Origin of the sequence: Photobacterium sp. 53610 (genome assembly GCF_036409375.1) — a bacterium.
Lineage (GTDB): Bacteria > Pseudomonadota > Gammaproteobacteria > Enterobacterales > Vibrionaceae > Photobacterium.
Window position 1 is genome coordinate 152,899 of record NZ_JAXOFS010000005.1, and the last position, 23,367, is coordinate 176,265.

Consider the following 23,367-nt stretch of genomic DNA (forward strand, 5'->3'; position numbering starts at 1 on the left):
TGAACCAAATCAAACAAGGAGTTACTCATGAAACCAGGACAGCGTTTTCGTCAGGCGGTGGCCGACAATCACCCGTTGCAGGTGGTCGGCACCATTAATCCCTACTGCGCCATGATGGCTCAGCAGGTGGGACATCAGGCAATTTATCTCTCCGGCGGCGGCATAGCCAATGCATCTTACGGGCTGCCGGATCTGGGCATTACCACCCTCAACGATGTGACGGAAGATGTCCGTCGGATCACCGCAGCCTGTGAATTACCGCTATTGGTGGATATTGATACCGGTTTTGGCGGTGCGTTCAATATTGCCCGGACGATTCGGGAGATGGAGCGCTCAGGTGCTGCCGCGGTGCACATGGAAGATCAGGTGGCTCAAAAACGCTGCGGCCATCGCCCGAATAAAGCGATTGTGTCTCAGAGTGAGATGGTGGATCGCATCAAAGCTGCGGTGGATGCCCGTCAGGATGAGAGCTTTGTCATTATGGCTCGTACCGATGCACTGGCGGTCGAAGGGATGGATGCGGCGATTGAACGGGCGATTGCCTGTGTCGAAGCGGGTGCCGACATGATTTTTCCGGAAGCAATGAACACCCTGGAGCAGTACCGCCAGTTTGTCGATGCGGTCAAAGTTCCGGTACTGGCGAATATCACCGAGTTTGGCCAGACACCACTGTTTTCCTGTGATGAGCTCGCAGAACAGGGTGTGGAGATGGTCTTGTATCCGCTGTCAGCTTTCCGGGCCATGAATCAGGCGGCACTGAATGTATATCAGCATTTGCTGACAGACGGACATCAGCGCAACGTCGTGGATCAAATGCAAACCCGTGAGGAGCTGTATCAATATCTTGGCTACCATGAATATGAGCAAAAACTGGATCAATTGTTCAGTGGCCGGTAAGGCCTGAGACATGCCGCTTCGCCGTTCACGGGGTGTGAGAAGCGGGCAACATCAGCGGCAAAGCATTTGCGAAAGAACATCAGCGAATAAACAACAGAGAAAGAACATCATCATGAGAAGGCGTATGACGTAAGCGTCTCTGCCCGGAACCGGGCCAAATCCATAACGTGACACAACGTGAAGAAAGGAGCCTGTAATGACTGCGACACATTCAGTGACAGCGGATAATCAACACACGGCAGACAAGGACAGTTCACACAATCAACCCCTGGGCGGCGCAGGACTGCGCGGTCAGAGTGCCGGCAGTACGGCGCTGTGCACCGTCGGCAAAACCGGCACCGGCCTGACTTACCGCGGCTACGACATTACGGATCTGGCGAACCATGCGCAGTTTGAAGAAGTCGCTTATCTGCTGCTGAAAGGCAAGCTGCCGACACAGGCCGAGCTGGATCAGTACAAAGCAACGCTGAAAGCCAAACGCGGTTTACCGGATGCGCTGAAAACTGTGCTGGAAGCGATTCCGGCAGATGCCCATCCGATGGACGTGATGCGTACCGGCTGTTCAATGCTGGGCAATCTGGATCAGGAAACGGATTTCAGTCAGCAGGCAGAGAAAACCGACACGATTCTGGCCTTGCTGCCAGCCATCATCTGCTACTGGTACCGCTTTAGCCATGACGGCGTCCGGATTGATACTGCCGGTTCTGATCAGGACTGTACCGGCGGCTACTTCCTGGAAATGCTGACCGGGAAAGCGCCCTCTGAACTGCACAAGCAGGTGATGCACTGCTCACTGATTCTTTACGCTGAGCACGAATTTAATGCCTCGACTTTCACGGCCCGGGTTTGTGCGTCGACGTTATCGGATCTGCATTCCTGCATTACTGCGGCGATTGGCAGTCTGCGTGGTCCGCTGCACGGCGGGGCCAATGAAGCGGCGATGGCGATGATCGAACACTGGCAAACGCCGGATGAAGCGGAAGCCAATATTTTGAAGATGCTGGCGCATAAAGAAAAAATCATGGGTTTCGGCCATGCGATTTACCGCGAATCTGACCCGCGCAATGCGCTGATCAAAGCCTGGTCGCACAAGCTGTCTCAGGATGTGGGTGATACCCGTCTGTATGCCGTTTCTGAACGGGTGGAAGCCGTAATGAAACGCGAAAAAGGACTGTTTGCCAATGCCGATTTTTTCCATGCCTCGGCTTATCACTTTATGGGCATTCCGACCAAGCTGTTTACCCCGATTTTCGTGGTGAGCCGGGTCACGGGATGGGCGGCTCATGTGTATGAACAGCGCGCCAACAACCGGATTATCCGTCCGAGTGCCGATTATATCGGTCCGGATCATCAGGAATGGCTGCCGATTGATAAACGCAAATAAGTTAGACCCTAATTTAAGACTCTGAAGTAAAAGGAAAGATGAATGAGCCTCAACGTTGAACTGAATGAACGCCCGCAACCTGATGAACTGCTGGTAAAAATTGCCGATTATGTCGCGCAGACCGAGATCACCTCAGCGGAAGCTTATAACACGGCGCGGAACTGTCTGATGGATACCTTAGGCTGCGGTCTGCTGGCACTGCGTTTCCCGGAGTGTACCAAGCATCTGGGGCCGACGGTTCCGGGCACGACTGTGCGTCACGGCGCGCGGGTACCGGGGACGTCGCATGAGCTGGATCCGGTGACCGCGGCGTTTAATATCGGCTGTATCATTCGCTGGCTGGATTTCAACGACACCTGGCTGGCAGCGGAATGGGGCCATCCGTCGGATAACCTGGGCGGTATCCTGGCCACGGCAGATTACCTCAGCCGTGTTGCGGTCGCAGAAGGCAAAGCGCCGCTGACGATGCGCGATGTACTGACAGCGATGATCAAAGCCCACGAAATTCAGGGCGTACTGGCACTGGAAAACAGTTACAACCGGGTCGGTCTGGACCATGTGCTGCTGGTGCGTGTGGCCTCAACGGCTGTGGTCACCAAAATGCTGGGCGGCACCCGGGATCAGATCATTGATGCGGTGTCTCAGGCCTGGGTCGACGGGTGTTCGCTGCGGACTTACCGTCACGCACCGAATGCCGGTTCCCGGAAATCATGGGCTGCGGGGGATGCGACGTCCCGTGCGGTGCGTCTGGCGATGATCACGATGAAAGGTGAAATGGGACTGCCGTCTGTACTGACCGCGCCGAAATGGGGTTATTACGACGTGCTGTTTAACGGGCAGCCGTTCAAGGTCAATCAGGATTTCAGCAGCTATGTGATGGAAAACGTGCTGTTCAAGATTTCTTTCCCGGCAGAATTTCACGCTCAGACAGCGGTTGAATGTGCCGTTGCACTGCATCATCAGGTTAAAGATCGTCTGGATGATATCGAGCGGATTGAAGTGACCACGCATGAATCTGCCATCCGGATTATTTCCAAATCCGGCGATCTGGCGAACCCGGCCGACCGTGACCACTGTCTGCAGTACATGATTGCGGTGCCGCTGATTCACGGTGATCTGATTGCCGAGCACTATGAAGACGAATTCCACCGGGGTGACAGTCGCATTGATGTGCTGCGCAGCAAGATGGAAGTGATTGAAGACAAACGCTACAGCGCGGAGTATCTGGAAGCTGACAAGCGTTCGATCGCGAATTCAATTCAGATCTTCTTTAACGATGGCACCAGCACGGAAAAAGTGTCGGTTGAGTATCCGATTGGTCACCGCCGTCGCCGTGAAGAAGGGATTCCGGTACTGGAACGTAAATTTAAACGGAATCTGCAAACCCGCTTCCCGCAGGGCAGCTGCGACAAGATTTTCGAACTTTGCAGCGATCAGGCCAAACTGGAAGCCACCCCGGTTCATGAGTTCATGTCACTGTTTGTGATTAACTGAGCCGATTCCGGCTGAGTCCGGATTCAGAACTTTCAAATTGACACCGGCGCATGATGCGCCGGTTTTTTATGGCTTTGATCCGGCAGCAGCATTCTGAACGTTTTCTCCTGAAACCAGAGTCGTTCATTGTGCGAATTGTTAATGAAGCACAGGCGGTTGACTGTTCAGTGGTTTCAGTTGCTCCGTCTCGCGTTTTACAGCAATGACCATGACAAATTGTACCCGGGGCAGACGAAATGTGCTGTCATTGACCGGTCTTGCCGGAAAGGTCTGACATGCGGGCCAAGCGTGTTGACTGAGTTTGGGTTGACCAGCCGGGTTGAATGTCTGGCGGCTTTCTGTCAGTTCCAGATGCAGCCTTGGAAATTGCATCAGCATGCTCACCTCTTTCATCAGGCAGGAACACTGTTCCTGTTATCCCTAAAAAAATAAACGGGCTGAAAATGGGGGCTTTCTGATCAGGGATATAAGGACGATGAAAAAAACTTCAAGATTCCGGGACACACTATTTATTCCCTCCGGAAATACGGCCAACTTTGATCTGGTTCAGCCTTGTAACTTTCTCTGTGAATAGAATGCAGGGATGGATCGGTCGGATTATCTGTTCAGCGAGGTCAAGATGTTTCACTTCTGTCAGGCTACGGCCACATTGATTGAACGTATCAAAAGGGCTTCTGCAGACGTCGTACGTCTGGTTGAGCCTGTGGGTGAACGATCCCGGACGGGCGACTCGGTCAATCCTTGCATTGACTGGTTTGATGCGCAGCCGGTTTACCCGAAACTGTACTGGCATTCCCGGAATGGCGTCGAAGAAGTGGTCGCGCTGGGGCAGCAAGCAACGTTTTCAGACCCGATGCCCGCCTATGCGCTGCTGCAGGGAGAGCAGCGCATCTGGGGATGCCGGGCATTTGATGGTCAGGCTGACAACCCTGATCCTGCGAAGTCTTCTTTCTTTTTTCTGCCGCATCTTGAGTTGCTCCGGTCGGGTGAGCAATGGTCGCTGGCGGTGAACCTGCACGCGGGCAAAGACGCAGCAATCAAGGTATTACAGCAACTGGTCAGTGAGTACCCGTCGGTACCGCCGATTGTCTCGCAGATTGTGTCGGTTCGGCACGCACCCGCTCAAGACGGCTGGCACAAACTGGTCAGGGGGGCGCTGAGCGACATCCGGGCACAGTTCATGGATAAAGTGGTCCTGGCGCGTCAGACCACAGTCGGATTCGATTCGGCCTGCTCCGCAGCTCAGGTTCTGAAAGCCAGCCAGCAGGAAAATCGCGACAGTTTTCACTTCCTGCTGGCATTCGATGCAAGACGGGCATTTCTCGGTTCGACGCCGGAGCGTTTGTACCGCCGGGAAGATCGTGCTCTGCAGACCGAAGCGCTGGCCGGGACCATTGGCCGGGGCAAAAGCGGAGCCCACGATCAGCGGCTGGGCCGGTGGCTTTGTCTGGATGCCAAGAATCTGCAGGAAAATCAGTATGTCGTTGACGATATTCTTGATCGTCTGCGCCCTTATACCGATTCACTGTCCGCCGAAGATACGGTCAGTCTGGTCAGGCTGCGTCAGGTGCAGCACCTCAAGCGGCTCATCAGCGGCGTTCTGAAACCTGACGTTTGCGGCGTCAGACTGCTGCATGCCTTGCAACCGACCGCAGCTGTCGCGGGGTTACCGCGTCACAAAGCAATGCAGTTTATTCTGAAGCATGAGCCATTTGAGCGGGGCTGGTATGCCGGTTCGCTGGGTTATGTCAGCCTGCCCAAAGCAGAATTCTGTGTCGCCCTGCGCAGTGCGTACCTGATTGACGAAAAACTTCAATTATTTGCCGGGGCTGGCATTGTGCAGGGTTCGGATCCAGCCAGCGAATGGCAGGAAGTGGATAAGAAAATGTCGACCCTGCTGGCGCTTTTCACGGATGTACGATCTGATCTGACTGTATCGGAGGTGGCCTGATGGTGGCAGAAGTTTCAGGCGATAAACCAATCGCGCAGGCTGAGTTGAACCGCCTCTGGTCCAGAATCCTGCTGGAAGAACTGACCCGGCAGGGTGTTGCCCATATTTGTATTGCGCCGGGATCGCGCTCGACGCCGCTGACACTGGAAGCCGATGCGAACCCAAAGCTGACCTTGCATACCCACTTTGATGAACGCGGACTGGGTTTTCTGGCACTTGGTCTGGCGAAGGCCAGTGGTCAGCCCGTGGCGGTGGTGGTCACGTCCGGCACGGCTGTCGCCAATCTGTTACCTGCCGTTGTTGAAGCCGGACTGACCGGGGAAAAACTGGTGCTGCTGACCGCAGACCGCCCGGTTGAACTGGTTGGCTGTGGTGCCAATCAGGCCATTTATCAGCCGGGGCTGTTCTCCAGTCATGTGACGGCCAGCCTGGAACTGCCCAGTCCGTCGCAAAACGTGCCGCTGAGCTGGTTGCTGACTTCAGTGGATGCGCTGATGCATCGACAGCGGTGTGAAGGCGGTGCGCTGCATCTCAACTGTCCTTTCCCGGAACCGCTTTACGGAGATGCCGGGCTGGCAGAAGACAGCGCTTACGGGCGTGCACTGGGTGACTGGCTGACACAGGCCGCGCCTTATGTGCAGTATGACATGGGCAAAGCCGCGCCTGCGTTGCCGCCGGATTGCTCTGCACTGGCGGACGGAAATGTGGTGATGATTGCCGGTGATTTGTCCGCCAGTGATGCCCGGGCTGTGGCGGAACTGGCACAAAAACTGGGTTGTCCGCTGCTGTGTGATCCGCAATCCGGGATCAGCAGTGACTGGGCCCATTACGATCTCTGGCTGCAGCACCCTGAGCTGGCAGCGCCGCTGAATGATTGCCGGCTGATCCTGCAATTTGGTCCGCGGCTGATTTCCAAGCGTCTGAATCAGTGGCTGGCCGGTCAGGTGAGAAAAGGCACCTGTGATTACTGGTATGTGTCGCCGGATAGCAACAGGAATAATCAGAGTCACCTGCCGCAGCGACAGATGGTTGCGGAGATCTCCGACTGGATCCGCGCAGCTCTGGCGGTATTACCGGCGGATATGTCTTCACAACACACAAATGCCGCCCGAAACAGCTGGAGCGGGCTGACCCAAAGTGCTGCCCGGAAAATCCGCTCGCTGCTGGATGAGGATCGTACAGAACAGCCGGGTCTCACTGAAATGGCACTGGCGATGGATCTGAGTCAGCGCGGGCAGCAAGCCAGTCTGTTTCTCGGCAACAGCCTGATCGCCCGGCTGGTGGACATGCTGACCGTTTTCGGGGGACGCGCGGTTTATTCCAATCGCGGTGCATCAGGGATCGACGGGCTGGTCGCCACAGCGGCTGGTGTGCAGCGGGCCACCGGTACGCCCCTGATGCTGATGCTGGGAGATACCGCGCTGCTGCACGATCTCAACTCACTGGCATTACTGAGCCATTGTACGGTTCCTGTCGTGATTGTGGTTACCAACAATGACGGAGGGGCAATTTTTGATTTGCTGCCGGTACCGGAAGACGACAAGCAGCGGTTATATCAGATGCCCCATGGCTATGCATTTGGGCATGCTGCCCGCCAGTTTGGTTTAGGTTACTGCAAAGCAGAGACGCTGGCGGAGTACCAGTCGGTTGTCAGCGAACACCTCAGTTCGGGGACAGGCAGTTCAGGAACAGGGGCTTTGCTGGTCGAGGTGCAAACGCTGCCGGGACAGGCAGCCGGACAGCTCAGTCAGTTGATCCGGAGGCTGCATGCTCTTTAGCCGTTTTCATGCTGAAGGCAGTGACCCGGAACAGCCGGTTCTGGTATTTCTGCATGGTCTGCTGGGAAATGGCGATGACTGGCGTTCCTGCACGGCGTATCTGCAGACGCACACGTGTGTGGCGGTGGATTTACCCGGTCATGGTCAGAGCCATGGCGTGTGGTGTGGCTCGTTCGATGAGGCAGTCCTTCAGGTCAGGGAAACGCTGCTTGCGGGCAATTTATCGGGCCGTCCTGTCGTGCTGGTCGGCTATTCACTGGGGGGCCGGATTGCGATGCACGGGGTCGCCAACGGGCTGTTTGCGCCGCTGGATATCCGGGGGCTGGTGGTCGAAGGCGGGCACTTCGGGCTGGCTTCAGCGGGTTGCAGAGCCTTACGCTGGCGGCATGATCAACGCTGGGCACGCCGTTTCAGGCGGGAGCCCGTGAGTACGGTATTAAAGGACTGGTATCAGCAGCCCGTGTTTACTTCTCTTCAGGCGACACAAAAACAGCATCTGGTGATTCAGCGAAGTGAGAATCGTGGTGACAGCGTTGCGCACATGCTGCTGGCAACCTCTCTGGCCCGGCAGGATGACCTGCTGGCACTGCTGAAAGCACAGCCGGTGCCGGTACATTACCTGTTTGGCGCGCAGGACCGTAAATTTACCCGGCTGGCGCTGGAGAGCGGGTTACCGTCGACCCGGATTCCAGAGGCGGGGCACAATGCCCATCATGAACAGCCGCAGGTGTTTGCCCGGGTGCTCCGGGACCTTATCGACCGGCGGATTCTGCTGCCTAAATCTGAACAGGCATAAGCCAGAGGTGTCGTGACATGCACCCGTTTGGGGGTGATGTCACGACACATGATGGCCGCTTTGCCATTCATACAAATGGTCATGCATACAAATAGTCACGCGTACGTATGGTCAGGCATGGACCTGATGGAAGGGCACTCCGCCGTCTTCATCAATCATGGATTCAGTCAGTTGTGCGGCCTGTAACTGCACCAACGCAAATCCGTTTTTCACGCGCAGCGGGATGTTCGGGTCGTTGGCATTCCGGGTTTCGTACCAGGCAATGTCCGGATTCCCTTGCAGCATTCTGGCGTTTCCGTAGGGAATTGCGCCATGGCCGACACAACGACCCAGCATGCCAGCCTGCGACTGATAAACAATCCCGTTGTGCAGGTGTCCCCAGAACCAGAAGGTGGGAGCACGTCCCAGTGCATCGACCACCGGCTGGTAACAGGAGCCGTGATTCCGGCCATCAATCGCCAGTCCTTCATGGTGCGATAGCACAATGACCTTTTTATCTTTGGGCAGCTGTGCCAGCCAGGTCAGCTGAGTTTGGTTGACTTTGCCTTTCAGGTAGAAATCAAAGGTATCGGCGTCATACGCTGTATCCAGACCAACAATCAGCCAGTGGCTGTTCTCCAGACAGAAAAAGCTGCAGCCGCGTTGCTGTACAAATTTCTTTTGCAAAGCGATTTCAAAATAAGAATGTGCGCCATTGTACATTTCGTGATTTGAATTGAGCGTGAAGCCGCCCATGCTGCCCATGGGCCAGCATTCAACTAAGTTGTCCGTTTCTTCCTGAGCTGTACCGGCGTAATAAACATCGCCCAGATGGATCGTGAGCTGCGGGGCACATTTCACGATTTGTGTGGCAACTTTTGTACTCGGGGCATCCGGTTTCCATGGCCCGGTTCCCCAGTCGCCGCAAATCGCAATATCAATATCATCGGGAATAGGAATTCTTTGGGGCTGGTCTTGAAATGAGGCTTTGTCGTCAATGTGGATCAGCCATTGTTCGAATGAAATAGCCCAGTCCGGATCCAGTAATTCCCATTGACCGACTCCGAGCAGTTCACCATCGGATTCGACTCGTGTCGGGAACAGACTTTTGTCGGTTGGCAGCTTGTGCCCCCCTTCCGGCACCAGATCCAGCAAACTCAGGACATGTGCGAACTCATGCCCCTCAAGTTTTCCGTCCTGGCCATCAACCAGTCTCTGTGCTTGCATGTGGATGTCGTTCAGTTTTTGCATGACTGCATCATGAACTTCAACCGAGACCCGATTTTTAAAGTTCTGATAAGCGGTTTTCAGGCGCTGCTTTAATGCTGATTCGTCCATCATTGTCCCCGTTATGAGTGCTGAATAAAGTATGTTCAGACAGCTTTCATGCGGTCTGATCCAGGTGTTTCACGATGAGCGGGTAGACATCCCGGCTGGCATTGCGCCCGAAAATACAATCAATGTGTCCGTAATCGGGAATTACATGCCGTGTGTAGTGCTCCGGTCCGAACCGGTTCACCAGCGTCTGATAGGTGAGCGCCGTACTTTCGGGCAGGTAGCATTCGTTCATGGCCCCGTGAATAAAACAGATCGGCAGCCGGAGCCGCTCCAGATGAGGGAGGTAACGATTATGTCCTTCGGCATCCGTCAGGAAACCGGCCCGGCAGCATTCGGCGAGATGCTGAAACGCGCCGATATTGGCCTCGGCAAACAATTCATGCAGATTGCGGTGCAGTGCTTCGTTTAATTGAGCGTGTCTGTACAAAGGGGCATAGTTGAAGGTCACCCGGTGGCAGACCGGATTGCTGCATTGCCCCTGAGCTTCAGCCAGCGCATAAACCGCCAGCGCTTTATCCCAGAGCCGCTCGCTCCACCCTTCGTGACTGTCGACATAGGCGGTGAGCGAATCCACTCCGAGTTTTTCCAGAAATGCAGGGATATGCAGCCCCGTTTTGACCTGTGTGGCCGTGGGAACCACGACGTCGGTTGCAATTTGCGAGCAAACAACGGAGCGAATGCCGGTTAACCCGCTGAGTAAAGCCATGAAAAAGGTTGAAGCGCCCCAGCAATGCACAACGGCCTGAATGGAATCTTTGCCGGTCTCTTCCTGAATTTTTCGCACTGCGGCCGGAAAGTCATACTGCGCGACCTGATCACCATTCGATTGCTGACGGGCGGCCGGAAGATCAATACTGACCCTGAAATCCAGTAACCACACATCGTATTGATGCGCACAGAGGAACTCTAACAGGTTGGTGTCGATCAGATCGGTCGAAAAAATGTCTGAACTCACTCCCAGTCCATGCACCAGCATGACCGGTCCTTTGCTGCCTGCAGGGTAACGGGTCAGGCGCAGGGTGACGTTATCTTCCGTGTTGAAGAAATGCACCTGAGGTGCCGGCGCGTTCAGCGGCCGTTTTTGTCGCGGGGGTGCTTCGGGGTTAAACCGATATGGTTTCGCAAAAATGCTGCCGTAACTTTCCCATAAGGCGCCTGCGAAATGCTTGCCAAATTTCGTCAGTGCACGGAGCCGGGACTGCTTGTCCGGGGCATTGAGCACTTTCATCGTCGTCATCTGTTTCAGAAAATCGGCGGCTTCAAGTTGCATGACGCCTGTCGCGATCACCGGGGAATCCTTCTGTGTCCCCCGCCGGATGGTGACGTACAGGGTGGAGGTGTCCTGCCAGATGTCCAGCGAGTCCGGGTCATCTCGGATCATTTTGTAGCCGCTGAAGAGAAAACGCTCCTCTGTTTCGCTGCACATGATCATTGAATACACCATGTGTTTGGCATTCGGCATTTTCGGATAAGTCACGAACAGCTGGAAGGAGCCCTGCTCCACCGTCAGGGGGTTCTCTGATAAGAGAGGTATGATGACCGTCCCGGTGATGCCAGCTTTGTGTGCTGAAGTGGCAATCATTTCCTTCAGGTTGTCCGAGCGAATGGTGAGGGTAAACGTGATGGGCTGTTGTTGCTGTTTTCCAAGCTGATAAGCATCGTGGTAGAGCGATGTGTTTTCCTCATCTATGTCACCGGATATTTCGGCGGAGAGGTACCCTTTCATGGTCTCAGTAAATTCGATGCCTGGGGTTTGTGCCGCAGTTGGGAAATCCCGCGAAACGGGCGGGCGCTGTGGCTGATCTGAAAAGTCATATTGAATGCTCTGGCCGTAGTCCGCGGCAATGTACTGACAGCAACGCTCTGTGATCGCAGAAATGGTCAGCAGCGGGTTCACGGCAATCGACATGGGGATCACTGAACCATCGGAGATGTACAGGCCGCGGTGCACGGAAGTGCCGTGGCTTGAGTCAAAGACTTGCCCTTTATGATTGACCACACCCTGTTCAGCCGAATCCGCCATGTTGCATCCGCCCAGCGGATGCACGGTCACCAGACTGTGGCGCAGTAATTTGGTCCAGATCGGGTTCTGAATGTAATCGCCTCCCAGGGCTTGGGTGGCCTGATGCAAGTTCTGATTCCCTTTGAGGACGTTGGGCTGTTCACCCACATTTTTCCACTTGATGCGCAGTCTGTTGTCTTTCAGCCGGAGTTCACCGGCGGCATTGTCATGGCTCATGATCAGATAGGTCTGCAACCGGTTCATCGCTCCCCGGTACGGGCCGAACAGCTGGCTGTTCAGTTTTTGTCCTTCTTTCTTCAGCCACTCCGCCACGCTCCGGTGCGGGTCTTTGCCCATAAATACATCCGCACCCGCTAAAACCGGCGTCATGAATTTGCCGAGTGCCCCCGGGATTGAACCTTCTTCAATCACCATCCGGCTTGTCCTGTCATCGCCGTGACGCATGTCGATGACACTGGTAATACAAGGGCCCACCGGAGCCATCTCGCTGGGGTCGCGGTCGCCAAAGCCGATACCATTGATGATGTCATCGCAGTTATAACCGAATCCCAGAATATCGCCGTTGCCGGAAAAACCTTTGCCTAAGTGACCGGAAACACTGAGTCCCCGGTGTTTGCTGCGCAGCATGATTTCGTTGCTGCCCATGGTACCCGCTGCAACAATCACGATATCCGCTCCGATGGTGCGGGTTTCCGGTTCAAATTTGTCTTTGTTGTTTTCAAGCAGATGATAGTGCACGAGCCAGCCTTGTTCGCTTTTCTCGATATGGCTGACGGAAATCTCACAGTAAATGTCTGCTTGATGGTTGAAAGCATCGGGCAGGTAATTCATTTGCGTTGTATTTTTGGCGCCGGTATTACAGCCTGAAACACAGTCTCCGCAATTGTTGCAGGCTTGCTGGGGAACCCCGACGTGATTGGTGCCGTTTTCCGGTGTGGCAAAGGTGACATTAATCGGCGCGCGGTAGAACTGCTGAGCCATCGCGTCGGCACTCTTTTGATGTGCAGTCATTTTCCTGAGCTTCGGGTAATCGTCCGGATAAACCGTTGGTTTCAGCATGTCTCTGGCTAAATCGAAGCCTTCTTTTAAGCGCGTGTCTTTGTCGGCTCTGAGGGCTTGCGGCCATCTGGGATCGTCGAAAATTTCCGGCTGAGGTTCCAATGACACGTTGGCATTGATCAGTGAGGTGCCGCCCAATCCGCACCCCACCACGACATTCTGCTCCCGATTCACATGGATGTTGTACAGGCCGGTTGCGGAGCCTATTTTGCCGTCCGGGGTATCAAACTGTAATGCTTCGAGTGCTTGTTCTCTGGTCTCGGGAAACTCTCCCGGAAGTATTTCTTTACCGCGTTCCAGCAGGCAGACCGACATGCCGGCCCGGGCGAGTCGTGAGGCAGAAATTGCACCGCCATAACCAGAACCAATGACGATGACTTGATAACGGTGCTTTTCTTTCAGTTGAGTATTCGGAAGTGAGATGCGGTTCATCCTGAATGTTCTCCGTCGGCGTTCGGGGTTCATGCTGTTCACGCCTTCATCAGATTGTGCGTGTTACCGAACGGCATCATCGGCAGGTTCTGTTTGCTGAAATTGCGACCGTTGAACCTGTGTCTTCCGGCAAGACCAGATTGAACCCGCAATGTGATTCATCCTGCGGCGGGACAGAGTGTGAACCTGTTGATACAGAGAGCAGAATGCACCACAAAGTGAGTGTAGTTGAGTATGCGAAGGGCGCTTATCAGGCCGATCACAAAACTCGTACAAAGGCTGTGCCTTAATTGGAACAGGCAGAAAAAGATGTGGTGGATACAGTCAGACTTACGAACTGGTTCTAACTATGCGCAAAAACAAAGTTTGGGGATTGGTGGCAGTGCTATGCTCACCACCAGTATCGCCGTACAGGGACAGGCGAATTTAAAAATTTTCTTTGTTTTTGGAGTACATATGACAATCACCACAGGCATTTCAGAACAAGCCTTGTATGCACCGATTGAATGGATCAACTGTGGTCATGAGTATGCGGATATCCAGTACCACAAATCTGACGATGGGATTGCCAGGATCACGATTGCCCGGCCACAGGTACGCAATGCCTTCCGGCCCCAGACCGTGAAAGAAATGATGCATGCACTGGCAGATGCCCGGTATGACGACAAAGTCGGGGCGATCATTCTGACGGGATTGGGTGAAGATGCGTTCTGTTCCGGCGGCGATCAGAAAGTGCGGGGCGATTACGGCGGTTATCAGGATGACGCAGGCACGCATCATCTGAATGTGCTGGATTTTCAGCGTCAGATCCGCACCTGTCCGAAACCGGTTGTGGCGTCCGTGGCAGGCTGGGCCGTGGGCGGCGGTCATGTACTGCACATGATGTGTGACCTGACCATTGCGGCGGAGAATGCCAAATTCGGCCAGACGGGCCCGAAAGTCGGTTCTTTTGACGGTGGCTGGGGCGCGTCTTACATGGCCCGGATCGTCGGCCAGAAAAAAGCACGTGAAATCTGGTTCCTGTGTCGTTTCTATGATGCGCAGGAAGCGCTGGATATGGGCCTGGTCAATACCGTGGTTCCGCTTGCTGAACTGGAAAGAGAAACCGTTCGCTGGTGCCGCGAAATGCTTCAGCACAGCCCGATGGCGCTGCGCTGCCTGAAAGCAGCGCTGAACGCCGACTGCGATGGTCAGGCCGGGTTACAGGAGCTGGCCGGGAATGCCACCATGATGTTCTACATGACGGAAGAAGGTCAGGAAGGTCGGAACGCTTTTAATGAAAAGCGTCAGCCGGATTTCAACAAATTTAAACGAAACCCGTAACTGCACGGGAAGAAGACATGATGAAGCGCTCGGCAAAACTTTACCGTTATCAACTGCCGATGGACAGCGGGGTCGTGCTCCGGGGTAAACATCTGACTGAACGACGTGGGTATGTTGTCGCGCTGCAAGAGGGGGAATGCAGCGGCCTCGGGGAAATCGCCCCGCTGTCCGGCTTGAGTGCGGAGTCACCGGATCAGGCGGCCCAACAGGCGAAAGGTGCACTGGCTGGCTGGGTCCGTGGATTGCCTTTGCTGGATTCCGGACTTTTTCCTTCGGTAGCTTTTGGCTTGTCGATGGCTGAACTGACCTGTGCGGGGCAGCTGCCTGCACAAGGCCAGTTCAGGACTGCGCCTTTGCTGAGTGGACAAACCGATGCCTGCCCGACACCGGAACACCGGGTTGCCAAAATGAAAGTGGGTCGGGAGTCTCCGGCTCAGGACGCAGTCCGGGTGAATCAGCTGCTGGCAACTTATCCGAATCTGACGTTACGTCTGGATGCCAACCGTGCCTGGCTGCCGGAACAGGCACGGCAGTTTGCCAGCCATCTGACGCCATTTTCTGCTGCTCATATTGTTTTCATCGAAGAACCTTGCCGACAGCCGCAAGACAGTCTGGCATTTACGTCAGACAGCGGTCTGCCATTGGCCTGGGATGAAACTTTGCAGCACGTAGTGAGACAACCGGATTTCCGCTTGGAAGATTTGTCCGGTGCGGCTGCCATCGTATTGAAACCGAGTCTGATCGGTTCGGTGCAGCAGTGCGCCGCGATCATTCGTGAGGCGAAAACACTGGGGATGGATGCCGTCATCAGTTCGAGTCTCGAGTCCAGCCTTGGCTTAACCCAGCTTGCCCGTTTATCGCACTGGCTGTTACCCGACAGCACGCCGGGACTGGATACCCTGCACCTGTTTCAGGCACAACTTGAAATTTCCTGGCCGGGCAGCCCGTTACCCCTTCAGGGCTTGGATGATCAAACCTTGGTGTGGCAGTCATGAGTGAGCATTTTCTCTGGCAGACATGGGCAACTGTTCAGCCCGATCAGATCGCACTGATCACGCCGGATACGGCATATAGCTGGCAGACACTGACGGTGCGGATTCATGCGCTGGCAAACAGTTTGTCGCAGCAGGGCGTGCAACCCGGCACTGTGGTGACGGCGGTCGGAAAGAATGCCCCGGAACTGGTGCTGCTGCATCTGGCCTGCCTGCAATTGGGCGCCATCACCGCGCTGACCATGCCACAGCCTGTGTTGCCCCTGCGGGAGAAGCTGGATGTCCTGTATGCAACTGAACCGAATCCAAAAGGGCTGAATCCAAAAGAGCTGGATCAAAAAGGGCCAAATCTAAAAGCACGGGTACGGTTTTTGTGGTTCAGCGAGCAGGCCCGTCATCGTTTTTCTGAGCCGGATTGGCAAGCGCTGACGACAGACGCCACACTGCTGGATCTGGCGATTCAGCCTGAAGCCGACTGTGCTCTCAGCCTTTCGGATGTGAACGCCATCGCGTCCATTATTTTCACTTCCGGCTCTTCCGGTGCCCCGAAGGCGGTCGCGCATACGCAGGCGCAGCATCTGGCTTCTGCCCGTGGTTTGCTGGATGTGTTTTCGTTTCAGCAAACAGACTGCTGGCTGCTGAGCCTGCCGATGTATCACGCCTCCGGATTATCGATTCTCTATCGCTGGCTGAGTGCCGGTGCCTGTCTGAAAATCGGCTGCGGAAAGCTGGAGGATGATATTCAGGGCGTTACCCATGCCTCACTGGTGGCGACGCAGCTCAAACGGCTGCTGGATCAGTTGGAGCAGCCGCAGCCCAAGCGACTGAAACTCAGCCATGTGCTGCTGGGCGGGAGTGATGTTCCTCTGCCTCTGTGTCAGCAGGCCGCGCAACGGGGCATTGAGACCTGGCTGGGCTATGGCATGACAGAAGCCGCTTCCACCGTTACCGCCAAGCAAGTCGATGCGGTTGCAAGTGCCGGACGGGTTTTGCCAAACCGGCTGGTGCAACTGAGACACAACCGGATTTATATTGGCGGCCAGACACTCGCCAGTGGCTATTATCATCAGGGCCAACTTACTCCGCTGAACGATGCACAGGGCTGGTTTGATACGAAGGATCTGGGGCTGTGGGTCGACGGCGAACTCCGTATCATTGGCCGGGCCGATAATCAGTTCATCTCCGGCGGCGAAAATATCCACTGCGAAGAAATTGAAGCTGTGCTGAATCGCCACCCTGCGATTCATCAAAGTATCGTCATTCCGGTTGCATGCGACGAATACGGCGCACGTCCGATCGCCCTGATCGACGCCGCTGAAGACCCGTCCACTTTGAACCTGCCGCACTGGCTGGCTAATCAACTCGACTGCTTCAAAATCCCGGATGCATTCTACCCCATGCCCAAGTTGCCGCAGGCGGGCATCAAAGTGTCACGACAAGCCATGAAAGATTGGTTTGCAGATCACGCTGGTGACGCTCGGCTAATAAAAACATTGTGATGCTGCCTTTTTATCAGAATGTTTGTCTCTGATTTTTGTGAGTGAGTCATGATATGCGATAAAAATAAAGCAGAACTGTTTGATGGTATATGATGTTGGAGTAAGATACATCAAATAGTTTAGTAAGAATTACTGATTTGTTTGACAATACACCTTAATAGTTAAATTCATTAATAGATTCAGCTGAATGTGAGCGAGAGGTGGGTATGGCACTGCGGTGTTGGATAAATAATTAGCTATAAAACCTCAGCGTCATTTTACATTGGAGGTATTCATGTACCCTATATATGAAATTAACAGAGAGCAAGCTGAAAAAATTATAAATGTTGAAGAAAACTATCTTAATGATGTCAAGGCAAAAGAAATTAAGCCATCAAAATTGTCTGAGACAGTTTCTGCTTTTTCCAATGCCGGTGGCGGTGATATATATATAGGTATTTCTGAAAATGGCACTGATAAGCAGCGTGCATGGGAAGGATTTCAGGATGTAGAAGAAGCAAATGATATAGCTCAAATTCTTTTTCAGGCTCATTCCTTTGGGAATCATCTTATTTTTGAGTTTCTCAAATGCGACGATTTTTCAGGTTATGTATTACATATCACCGTAAAAAAAGTTAAAGAGATAGTTCGGTCTACGAAAGGTGAGGTTTTCATCCGAGTCAATGCGGGAAAGGTAAAGCTTGATACAGATGAAAAAGTCAAACGCCTTGAATTTGATAAGGGTATTGTTACATTTGAAGATGAATGGGTAAATGTAACAATTGATAAGGTTGAAAATAGTCTTTCTGTAATAAACTTTCTGGTCAATGTCATTCCAAATGCCGAGCCACTTACTTATTTAAATAATCAGGAGCTTATTAAAGACGGCCAGTGTAAAGTGTCTGGAGTTTTATTGTTTTGTGATGAGCCTGCAATCTATCTTCCCAAAAGATGCAGTGTAAAAATTATGCGCTATAGGACAAAAGATGATGATATTGGACGAGAGTTTTTAGATGGAGTACCTCTAACTATCGAGGGTGATGCTTATAATGTTATTTATAATGCGGTTGATAAAACAATAGAAATAATAGAAACTATTCAGAAGCTTGGTTCTGATGGTTTGGAAACAATTACATACCCTCATGAAACTCTTCATGAAATTATAACGAATGCTATTTTACACCGTGATTACAGTGTAATTGCAGATATTCAAATTAGAATATTTGACAATAGAATTGAAGTCGAAAGCCCAGGGAAACTCCCAGGTCATGTAACTAGGGAGAATATTCTTGATACTCAAAGCGCTAGAAATCCAACTATAGTTAGATTAATTAACAAGTTCCCAAATCCGCCAAATCAGGATGTAGGGGAGGGTTTGAATACCGCTTTTAGTGCAATGGAAGCTCTAAGGCTAAAGCCGCCGGTAATTCATGAAAAGGAAAGCTCCGTATTAGTAGTAATACCACATGAATCTTTAGCGTCCCCAGAGGAGCTTGTCATGGACTTCTTGAAAACGCATGTGGAAATTACTAATCGGCTTGCTCGGGATATAACCGGGATTAAGAGTGAGAACACTATGAAAAATGTTTTTTTAAGGCTTAAAGATAGAGGGCTGATAGAACCTATACCCGGAAGAAGAGGTGCTGCGTCTGCGTGGCAAAAAACAAGTTGCTAATAATGCTGCTGGGGCAAACCTACTATTCTTTTCTGTTTGCCCTAGAGTATTATATGCATCTGCTCTTGCCTCGGTTACTCTATAAATGAACTTCAGGCTACGCTTCAGTCATGCTCGGGAAGTGACATGGCACAGAAGGATAAACGAAAACTATTTGCTTGAATGCCATTTACCCCAAAATATTGTTCAAATATCAATTCTTCATACTTTTCCTTTTCAGTGAGATGAACATCTTCAGGATCTTGCATGCCGACAGGTGAATAAAAAATAAACTTTGGACAAGGTCTGGCTTTGATAAATGACGCGTAGCTGAAGAATTCAGGGTTTTCTAGGATACCAATCCAAAGAAAAATTGTTGTGACGATGAGGAGTGACATTGACGTTTTCATATCGATTAATCCCTAGTGTTTTTTCAGCGACGATCAGAAGAGTCGGGTGTTTGGAGGGATGGCTTTTAGCCATTATGGCTCATGGGATTATTTGAAAATTCTTGGGTCAAACTCAAAGTCGAGTTTTTCATGTGCTTCGAAAATTTTTTCCATTGCAGGGTGGTTTGGATTGACAACATAGTTGTTGTCTCGCGGTGAGATTATCGATGGCACTTGTAATGCCGCAAATTGAGGTTCTGCGTCATTCAGGAATTCATCGCCAATATTTTGGGTTTCCTCATTTGCTGGAATATCCCGCCATGTTTGAGGTAAATCTTCCTTTTCCAGTTTGGCGATCAAGTCCTCAGGAATGTCGATACGATAGAGGTCATACTGATCGATGATGTTTGGGTCATTATTCACGTGAACAAAAACCTCTAAGGCGCAGAGAGATTCAGACTCAGCAAAGTATAAGGCTTCTGTGCCCTTAGAATTCCATCGGCCACCATACAGTTTTGCACCAACAGGGCTAAACGGTGTGTCAGCAAATTTTTTCTGAGCCAGACGGTACAGTTTCATTATGAGAAAACGCCGTGCTCAACTCTTCCAATCAGGTCTTTGACAATTTCAAAATCAACCGTCGTGGAAACCATATCAAGCGGACGTTTTCCACCGAGACCGTAAACACTTTCACGCATCCATTCCAGCGCGCGTTTTTCATCTTTAAATAATTCAGTGGCTAATTTTATGAGCATTGCCAGCCGATAGATTGCGTCACTTTCTTGAGTACTGAAACGCTCTCCGTTTTTCAGTCTGCGTTTGATCGTACTGACAGGAATATGCGTGACGTGATGAAACTCGCTTTGTGAGAGCTGTGTCATATCGATGATATTTCGGTATACCTGCGGCTTAAACCCTTGATGAACGGCCTCAGTTCGGGCTGTTTTGGCATCTTCAATTCCAAGGTTCACCCAAAAATTCGTTTTGTGGCCGCGTGTGGGTTTGAAACTTTTCAATTCAGCAGTCGCCATTGTCATTCTCCACGTCTGAGTCCATATGACCTTAAGATGTTGGCTCAAATGAGCTGAAATTGCAATGTATCCAAATGTCCGTGCCCTGACAAGGAGGGCATGGGCGTTTCTCCGGTTGTCAGTGACAGCACCCCTCAGGGCGTAGAATAGGGGGCGTAGGCAGGGGTTGAGATAACAAGATCACAGTTCAATTTTTTCTTGCCATACAATAAGTTAATCGGTTCACATTTCGATTGGATTTCACCGGAAGCAGAATTTCGGACGTTATTTTTTGTGCTATCTACATCTCACCTGACGGGCGTAAATCGCTGCGTCGGGGGTAGTAAGAAAACATCAACAATAACGTGATCCTTCGGGAGTCATCTCTCCCGCAAAGGACGGCAAAAGGAAATCGACATGAGAACCTTACCTACACTTGTGATTGGCGCGACGCTGATCAGTGCTCCCGCGGTCGCCGACTGGCACTTCCGGGGAACGCCGAACCAGTGGAACGCGGTACAGATGACAGAAATCGCGGCCAACCACTATCAAACCTGCCAGACTTTTCAGCAAGGGGATGCCACCGGTGGTGCCCGGTTTAAAATTGACCGCTACGCTGACTGGCAGGAAAGTTATCCCGCCAGCGATTACACGGTTACCGGAGATCAAAGCTATCAAATTGATTTTTATACCGACAGCCACAGCATACAAACCACGCAAGTTGCCAGTTGTGATAGCCAGACTTATGCACAAAATTTTAGCGTGCTTTATTTTCGCGGCACGGCCAACAACTGGGCCGCAGGTGCGATGACACTGGCCGGTGATCATACGTGGTCGCGCCTGATTCATTTTGACGGGCAGACCAATCAGCGATTTAAATTTGACCTGACCGGGGACTGGTCGCAGAACTATGGTGACAATCAGAATGACGGCGTGCTGGATGCGGCTGGCGGTGACATTTACACAAACGTGAGTGGCGATTATGTGGTCACGGTGAACGACCAGACATTGGCTTACAGTCTGAGGGCTGTGAATCCATGTACCACTGACTGTGCGGTTCAACCGACACTCGGCGCCACCTATCAACCGGATAAGACGACTTTTGCGATTTGGTCGCCGGACCACAGCAATGTCACGGTCACCGTGAATGGGACAGAGTACCCGCTCACCAAAGTGAGTGACTTCAACGGTTACACCGATGTTTATCAGACCGAAGTCAGTGGGGATTTGTATCTGGCTGAGTATACCTTCAAGATCAACGGGATTCCGGTCCGGGACCCCTACGGGAAAATGGTGAAACCCGGTACGGGAGACAGTGAAGCCATCAACATTGTGATGGATATGTCTCGCACCCGTCCTGAAGGGGGCTGGGCTGAGCGGCCTGCACTCGTCAATCGGGAAGATGCCGTGATTTACGAAGTTCATGTCCGTGATTTTACGATCGATGCCAGTTCTGGCGTGAGCGCGGCCAAGCGCGGTAAGTTTCTGGGCATGGTCGAAAGCGGCACCCGTTATAACGGACTGAAAACAGGAATTGATCATCTGGCCGATCTGGGGGTGACACACGTCCAGCTGCTTCCCGTCTTTGATTTCGCGACTTGTGACGGACTGCCGGACAGCGACCCTTGTTACAACTGGGGTTATGATCCGCGCAATTACAATGTACCGGAAGAGCGTTATTCACAGGTGCCGACCGATTACGAGGCGCGTGCCAACGAGTTTAAGACCATGGTGAATGAATTCCACAAAGCCGGGATTCGGGTCATCATGGATGTGGTGTATAACCACACTTTCGCCAATGAAATGTTTGAAAACATCAGTGGCAGCTATTACACCGCAACGGACCTTTCCGGGACCGGCAATTCAATTGACGCCGACCAGCCGATGGTCAGCCGGATGATCCAGGATTCACTGGCCTACTGGGTTGATGAGTATGGTGTCGATGGCTTCCGTTTCGACCTGATCGGCATTTTCTCTTACGGTGAAGTTGAAAAATGGGGACGCGCGCTGAATCAGCAATTCCCGGACCGCAACTTGCTCATTTACGGTGAACCGTGGAATGGCTACGCCAGTGATCCGAAAGAAGCGCAACGCGTCCGCTACGGCACAACGCACAACATGGCGGAAGAACATGTCGGCGTCTTCAACGGTGCGTATCGGGAAGCGCTGAAGGGCTCGAATGACGATACCCGCACCGGTTTTATGTTCAACAATCTGGAGAGTGCAGAAGCCGGATGGTCAATCTATGACGGGATGCGCGGTTCGGCATACGACCCGAACGACAGCCGGAACAGTACCTGGTTCAGGAATTATGCGGCTGATCCGGAGCAAAGCATCAACTACATTTCTGCCCACGATAACTTTGGGTTGTGGGATAAGGTTTACTTAAGTCTGTCGAGTGATGTCGTGCAGAACAGTGCCCACCAAATTCTCAGCCTGACGCCGCCCGCAAATCTCGATTACGCCAAGCGAGTGGTGAACTTTGGCATGGGGATGGTGCTGACCAGTCAGGGCATCGGGTTTGTCCATGCCGGGGATGAGTTCTTAAGGACTAAAACCGACAATGAACAAATCAGCATCCCCAGCGCCTGGAACTTCGGTGATCACGGCGGCACGCACAATACGTACAATGCCCCGGACAGCTTTAACAGCATCAAGTGGCATCGTCGCGCTGACAACGCTGCCACCTATGACTACCTGAAAGATCTGATTGCGTTGCGACGTAACCATGCCGGACTGCGCATGACCTCGAATCAGGATATTGCCAATTACCTGACGGTTACCAGACCGGATGCGTTTGGCGGCCAACTGGTGACCGGTTATATCACCTACCCGCAAGACACGCATAACCTGTTTGTGGTGTATAACAGCGGGAACCATCAGACCATCAGCCTGCCTGCGGGCAACTGGACGCTGGCTGCGGATGCTTCGGGTGCTCAGAACCAGCCCGGACTTTCCGGCAACGTTGTTGTTGAAGGGACAGCGGTGACTGTGTTTACGCAGGCCCGGTAAGGCTCTGATTCACAGGTGACCTGACATTCAAAACCGGTGATTCGCTCAGGGTGACCGGTTTTTTTTTGTGCGTTTCAGAACCTGAGGTCCGGAATTGATTTTTTGCTTTACCTTCCTGCAACGGGAAGCTTTATGCTAATGGCTGTTGTTGATGAGGAGGATACGATGGGCTGTTGTAATCAGGCACCGAATGGCGGCAGCAATAAATTGGGGCTGCTGGTGAAGGGGATTCTGGGGCTGGCTGTGGTGATTGTAGTGCTGGCGGTCGCGTTTGGCTAAGCATGACATCGCTGACCGATGTATTGCGAATCGGAACATCGCGAACAGATGCGGAGTTGACTCTGACAATAAAGTTGGGTAACTTTCCGCCGAATACGA

Annotated in this window: 18 protein-coding genes; 12 read left to right on the forward strand and 6 right to left on the reverse strand. The window is 52.6% G+C overall.

Annotation, left to right across the window (positions count from 1 at the left end):
• Positions 1–27: 27 nt before the first annotated feature.
• The 3 genes from prpB to SPK40_RS14725 all read left to right on the forward strand — a co-directional run bounded on the left by prpB (position 28) and on the right by SPK40_RS14725 (position 3,775).
• On the forward strand, positions 28–897 hold the full coding sequence (gene prpB, locus SPK40_RS14715; RefSeq protein WP_248142901.1) for a methylisocitrate lyase: 870 nt from the start codon (positions 28–30) through the stop codon (positions 895–897).
• 196 nt (positions 898–1,093) lie between these two features.
• On the forward strand, positions 1,094–2,281 hold the full coding sequence (gene prpC / locus SPK40_RS14720; RefSeq protein ID WP_330960955.1) for a bifunctional 2-methylcitrate synthase/citrate synthase: 1,188 nt from the start codon (positions 1,094–1,096) through the stop codon (positions 2,279–2,281).
• Between the two features lie 42 nt (positions 2,282–2,323).
• Positions 2,324–3,775 carry a bifunctional 2-methylcitrate dehydratase/aconitate hydratase gene (locus tag SPK40_RS14725; RefSeq protein WP_330960956.1) on the forward strand — a complete coding sequence of 484 codons (1,452 nt, stop codon included), beginning with the start codon at positions 2,324–2,326 and terminating at the stop codon, positions 3,773–3,775.
• Positions 3,776–3,913: 138 nt separating this feature from the next.
• On the opposite strand, the gene SPK40_RS14730 is transcribed toward SPK40_RS14725, so the two are convergent.
• The gene (locus SPK40_RS14730) at positions 3,914–4,153 is read right to left on the reverse strand and encodes a hypothetical protein (RefSeq protein WP_330960957.1); all 240 of its coding nucleotides are present in this window, start codon (positions 4,151–4,153) and stop codon (positions 3,914–3,916) included.
• A gap of 241 nt (positions 4,154–4,394) precedes the next feature.
• Between SPK40_RS14730 and SPK40_RS14735 the strand changes: the two genes are divergently transcribed.
• Genes SPK40_RS14735 through menH form a run of 3 tightly spaced genes read left to right on the forward strand, consistent with a single transcriptional unit; the run spans position 4,395 to position 8,300 of the window.
• Entirely contained in the window at positions 4,395–5,726 is a 1,332-nt protein-coding gene (locus SPK40_RS14735) for an isochorismate synthase (RefSeq protein WP_330960958.1), read from the forward strand.
• A complete protein-coding gene (gene menD, locus SPK40_RS14740) occupies positions 5,726–7,504 on the forward strand; it encodes a 2-succinyl-5-enolpyruvyl-6-hydroxy-3-cyclohexene-1-carboxylic-acid synthase (RefSeq protein ID WP_330960959.1) in 1,779 nt (592 codons plus the stop codon). The genes SPK40_RS14735 and menD overlap by 1 nt, the downstream gene beginning before the upstream one ends.
• A complete protein-coding gene (gene menH, locus SPK40_RS14745) occupies positions 7,494–8,300 on the forward strand; it encodes a 2-succinyl-6-hydroxy-2,4-cyclohexadiene-1-carboxylate synthase (RefSeq protein WP_330960960.1) in 807 nt (268 codons plus the stop codon). The genes menD and menH overlap by 11 nt, the downstream gene beginning before the upstream one ends.
• A gap of 111 nt (positions 8,301–8,411) precedes the next feature.
• On the opposite strand, the gene SPK40_RS14750 is transcribed toward menH, so the two are convergent.
• The gene (locus SPK40_RS14750; RefSeq protein WP_330960961.1) at positions 8,412–9,620 is read right to left on the reverse strand and encodes a metallophosphoesterase family protein; all 1,209 of its coding nucleotides are present in this window, start codon (positions 9,618–9,620) and stop codon (positions 8,412–8,414) included.
• A gap of 43 nt (positions 9,621–9,663) precedes the next feature.
• Complete coding sequence (locus SPK40_RS14755) at positions 9,664–13,131, reverse strand: alpha/beta fold hydrolase (protein ID WP_330960962.1); 3,468 nt, start codon at positions 13,129–13,131, stop codon at positions 9,664–9,666.
• 456 nt (positions 13,132–13,587) lie between these two features.
• Here SPK40_RS14755 and menB point away from each other — a divergent pair, with 456 nt between their 5' ends.
• The 4 genes from menB to SPK40_RS14775 all read left to right on the forward strand — a co-directional run bounded on the left by menB (position 13,588) and on the right by SPK40_RS14775 (position 18,599).
• Positions 13,588–14,454, forward strand: a complete 867-nt coding sequence (menB, locus tag SPK40_RS14760) for a 1,4-dihydroxy-2-naphthoyl-CoA synthase (protein ID WP_248143352.1) — start codon at positions 13,588–13,590, stop codon at positions 14,452–14,454.
• Positions 14,455–14,471: 17 nt separating this feature from the next.
• Positions 14,472–15,449: an o-succinylbenzoate synthase gene (menC, locus tag SPK40_RS14765; RefSeq protein ID WP_330960963.1), complete on the forward strand. Its 978-nt coding sequence runs from the start codon at positions 14,472–14,474 to the stop codon at positions 15,447–15,449.
• Positions 15,446–16,945, forward strand: coding sequence for an o-succinylbenzoate--CoA ligase (gene menE, locus SPK40_RS14770; protein WP_330960964.1), 1,500 nt, complete (start codon positions 15,446–15,448; stop codon positions 16,943–16,945). Before menC ends, menE begins: the two co-directional genes overlap by 4 nt.
• A 274-nt stretch (positions 16,946–17,219) precedes the next feature.
• Positions 17,220–18,599, forward strand: coding sequence for an ATP-binding protein (locus SPK40_RS14775; RefSeq protein WP_330960965.1), 1,380 nt, complete (start codon positions 17,220–17,222; stop codon positions 18,597–18,599).
• Positions 18,600–18,703: 104 nt separating this feature from the next.
• On the opposite strand, the gene SPK40_RS14780 is transcribed toward SPK40_RS14775, so the two are convergent.
• From SPK40_RS14780 to parS, 3 genes are all read right to left on the reverse strand, one after another.
• Positions 18,704–18,988: a hypothetical protein gene (locus tag SPK40_RS14780; protein ID WP_330960966.1), complete on the reverse strand. Its 285-nt coding sequence runs from the start codon at positions 18,986–18,988 to the stop codon at positions 18,704–18,706.
• A gap of 87 nt (positions 18,989–19,075) precedes the next feature.
• Complete coding sequence (locus tag SPK40_RS14785; protein ID WP_330960967.1) at positions 19,076–19,546, reverse strand: RES family NAD+ phosphorylase; 471 nt, start codon at positions 19,544–19,546, stop codon at positions 19,076–19,078.
• Positions 19,546–19,998, reverse strand: a complete 453-nt coding sequence (gene parS / locus SPK40_RS14790; protein ID WP_330960968.1) for a type II RES/Xre toxin-antitoxin system antitoxin — start codon at positions 19,996–19,998, stop codon at positions 19,546–19,548. Before parS ends, SPK40_RS14785 begins: the two co-directional genes overlap by 1 nt.
• A 396-nt stretch (positions 19,999–20,394) precedes the next feature.
• On the opposite strand from parS, the gene SPK40_RS14795 reads away from it, so the two are divergent.
• Both SPK40_RS14795 and SPK40_RS14800 read left to right on the forward strand, forming a co-directional pair.
• A complete protein-coding gene (locus SPK40_RS14795) occupies positions 20,395–22,989 on the forward strand; it encodes an alpha-amylase family glycosyl hydrolase (protein ID WP_330960969.1) in 2,595 nt (864 codons plus the stop codon).
• A gap of 132 nt (positions 22,990–23,121) precedes the next feature.
• Positions 23,122–23,268, forward strand: a complete 147-nt coding sequence (locus tag SPK40_RS14800; protein ID WP_248143375.1) for a hypothetical protein — start codon at positions 23,122–23,124, stop codon at positions 23,266–23,268.
• Positions 23,269–23,367 lie beyond the last annotated feature (99 nt).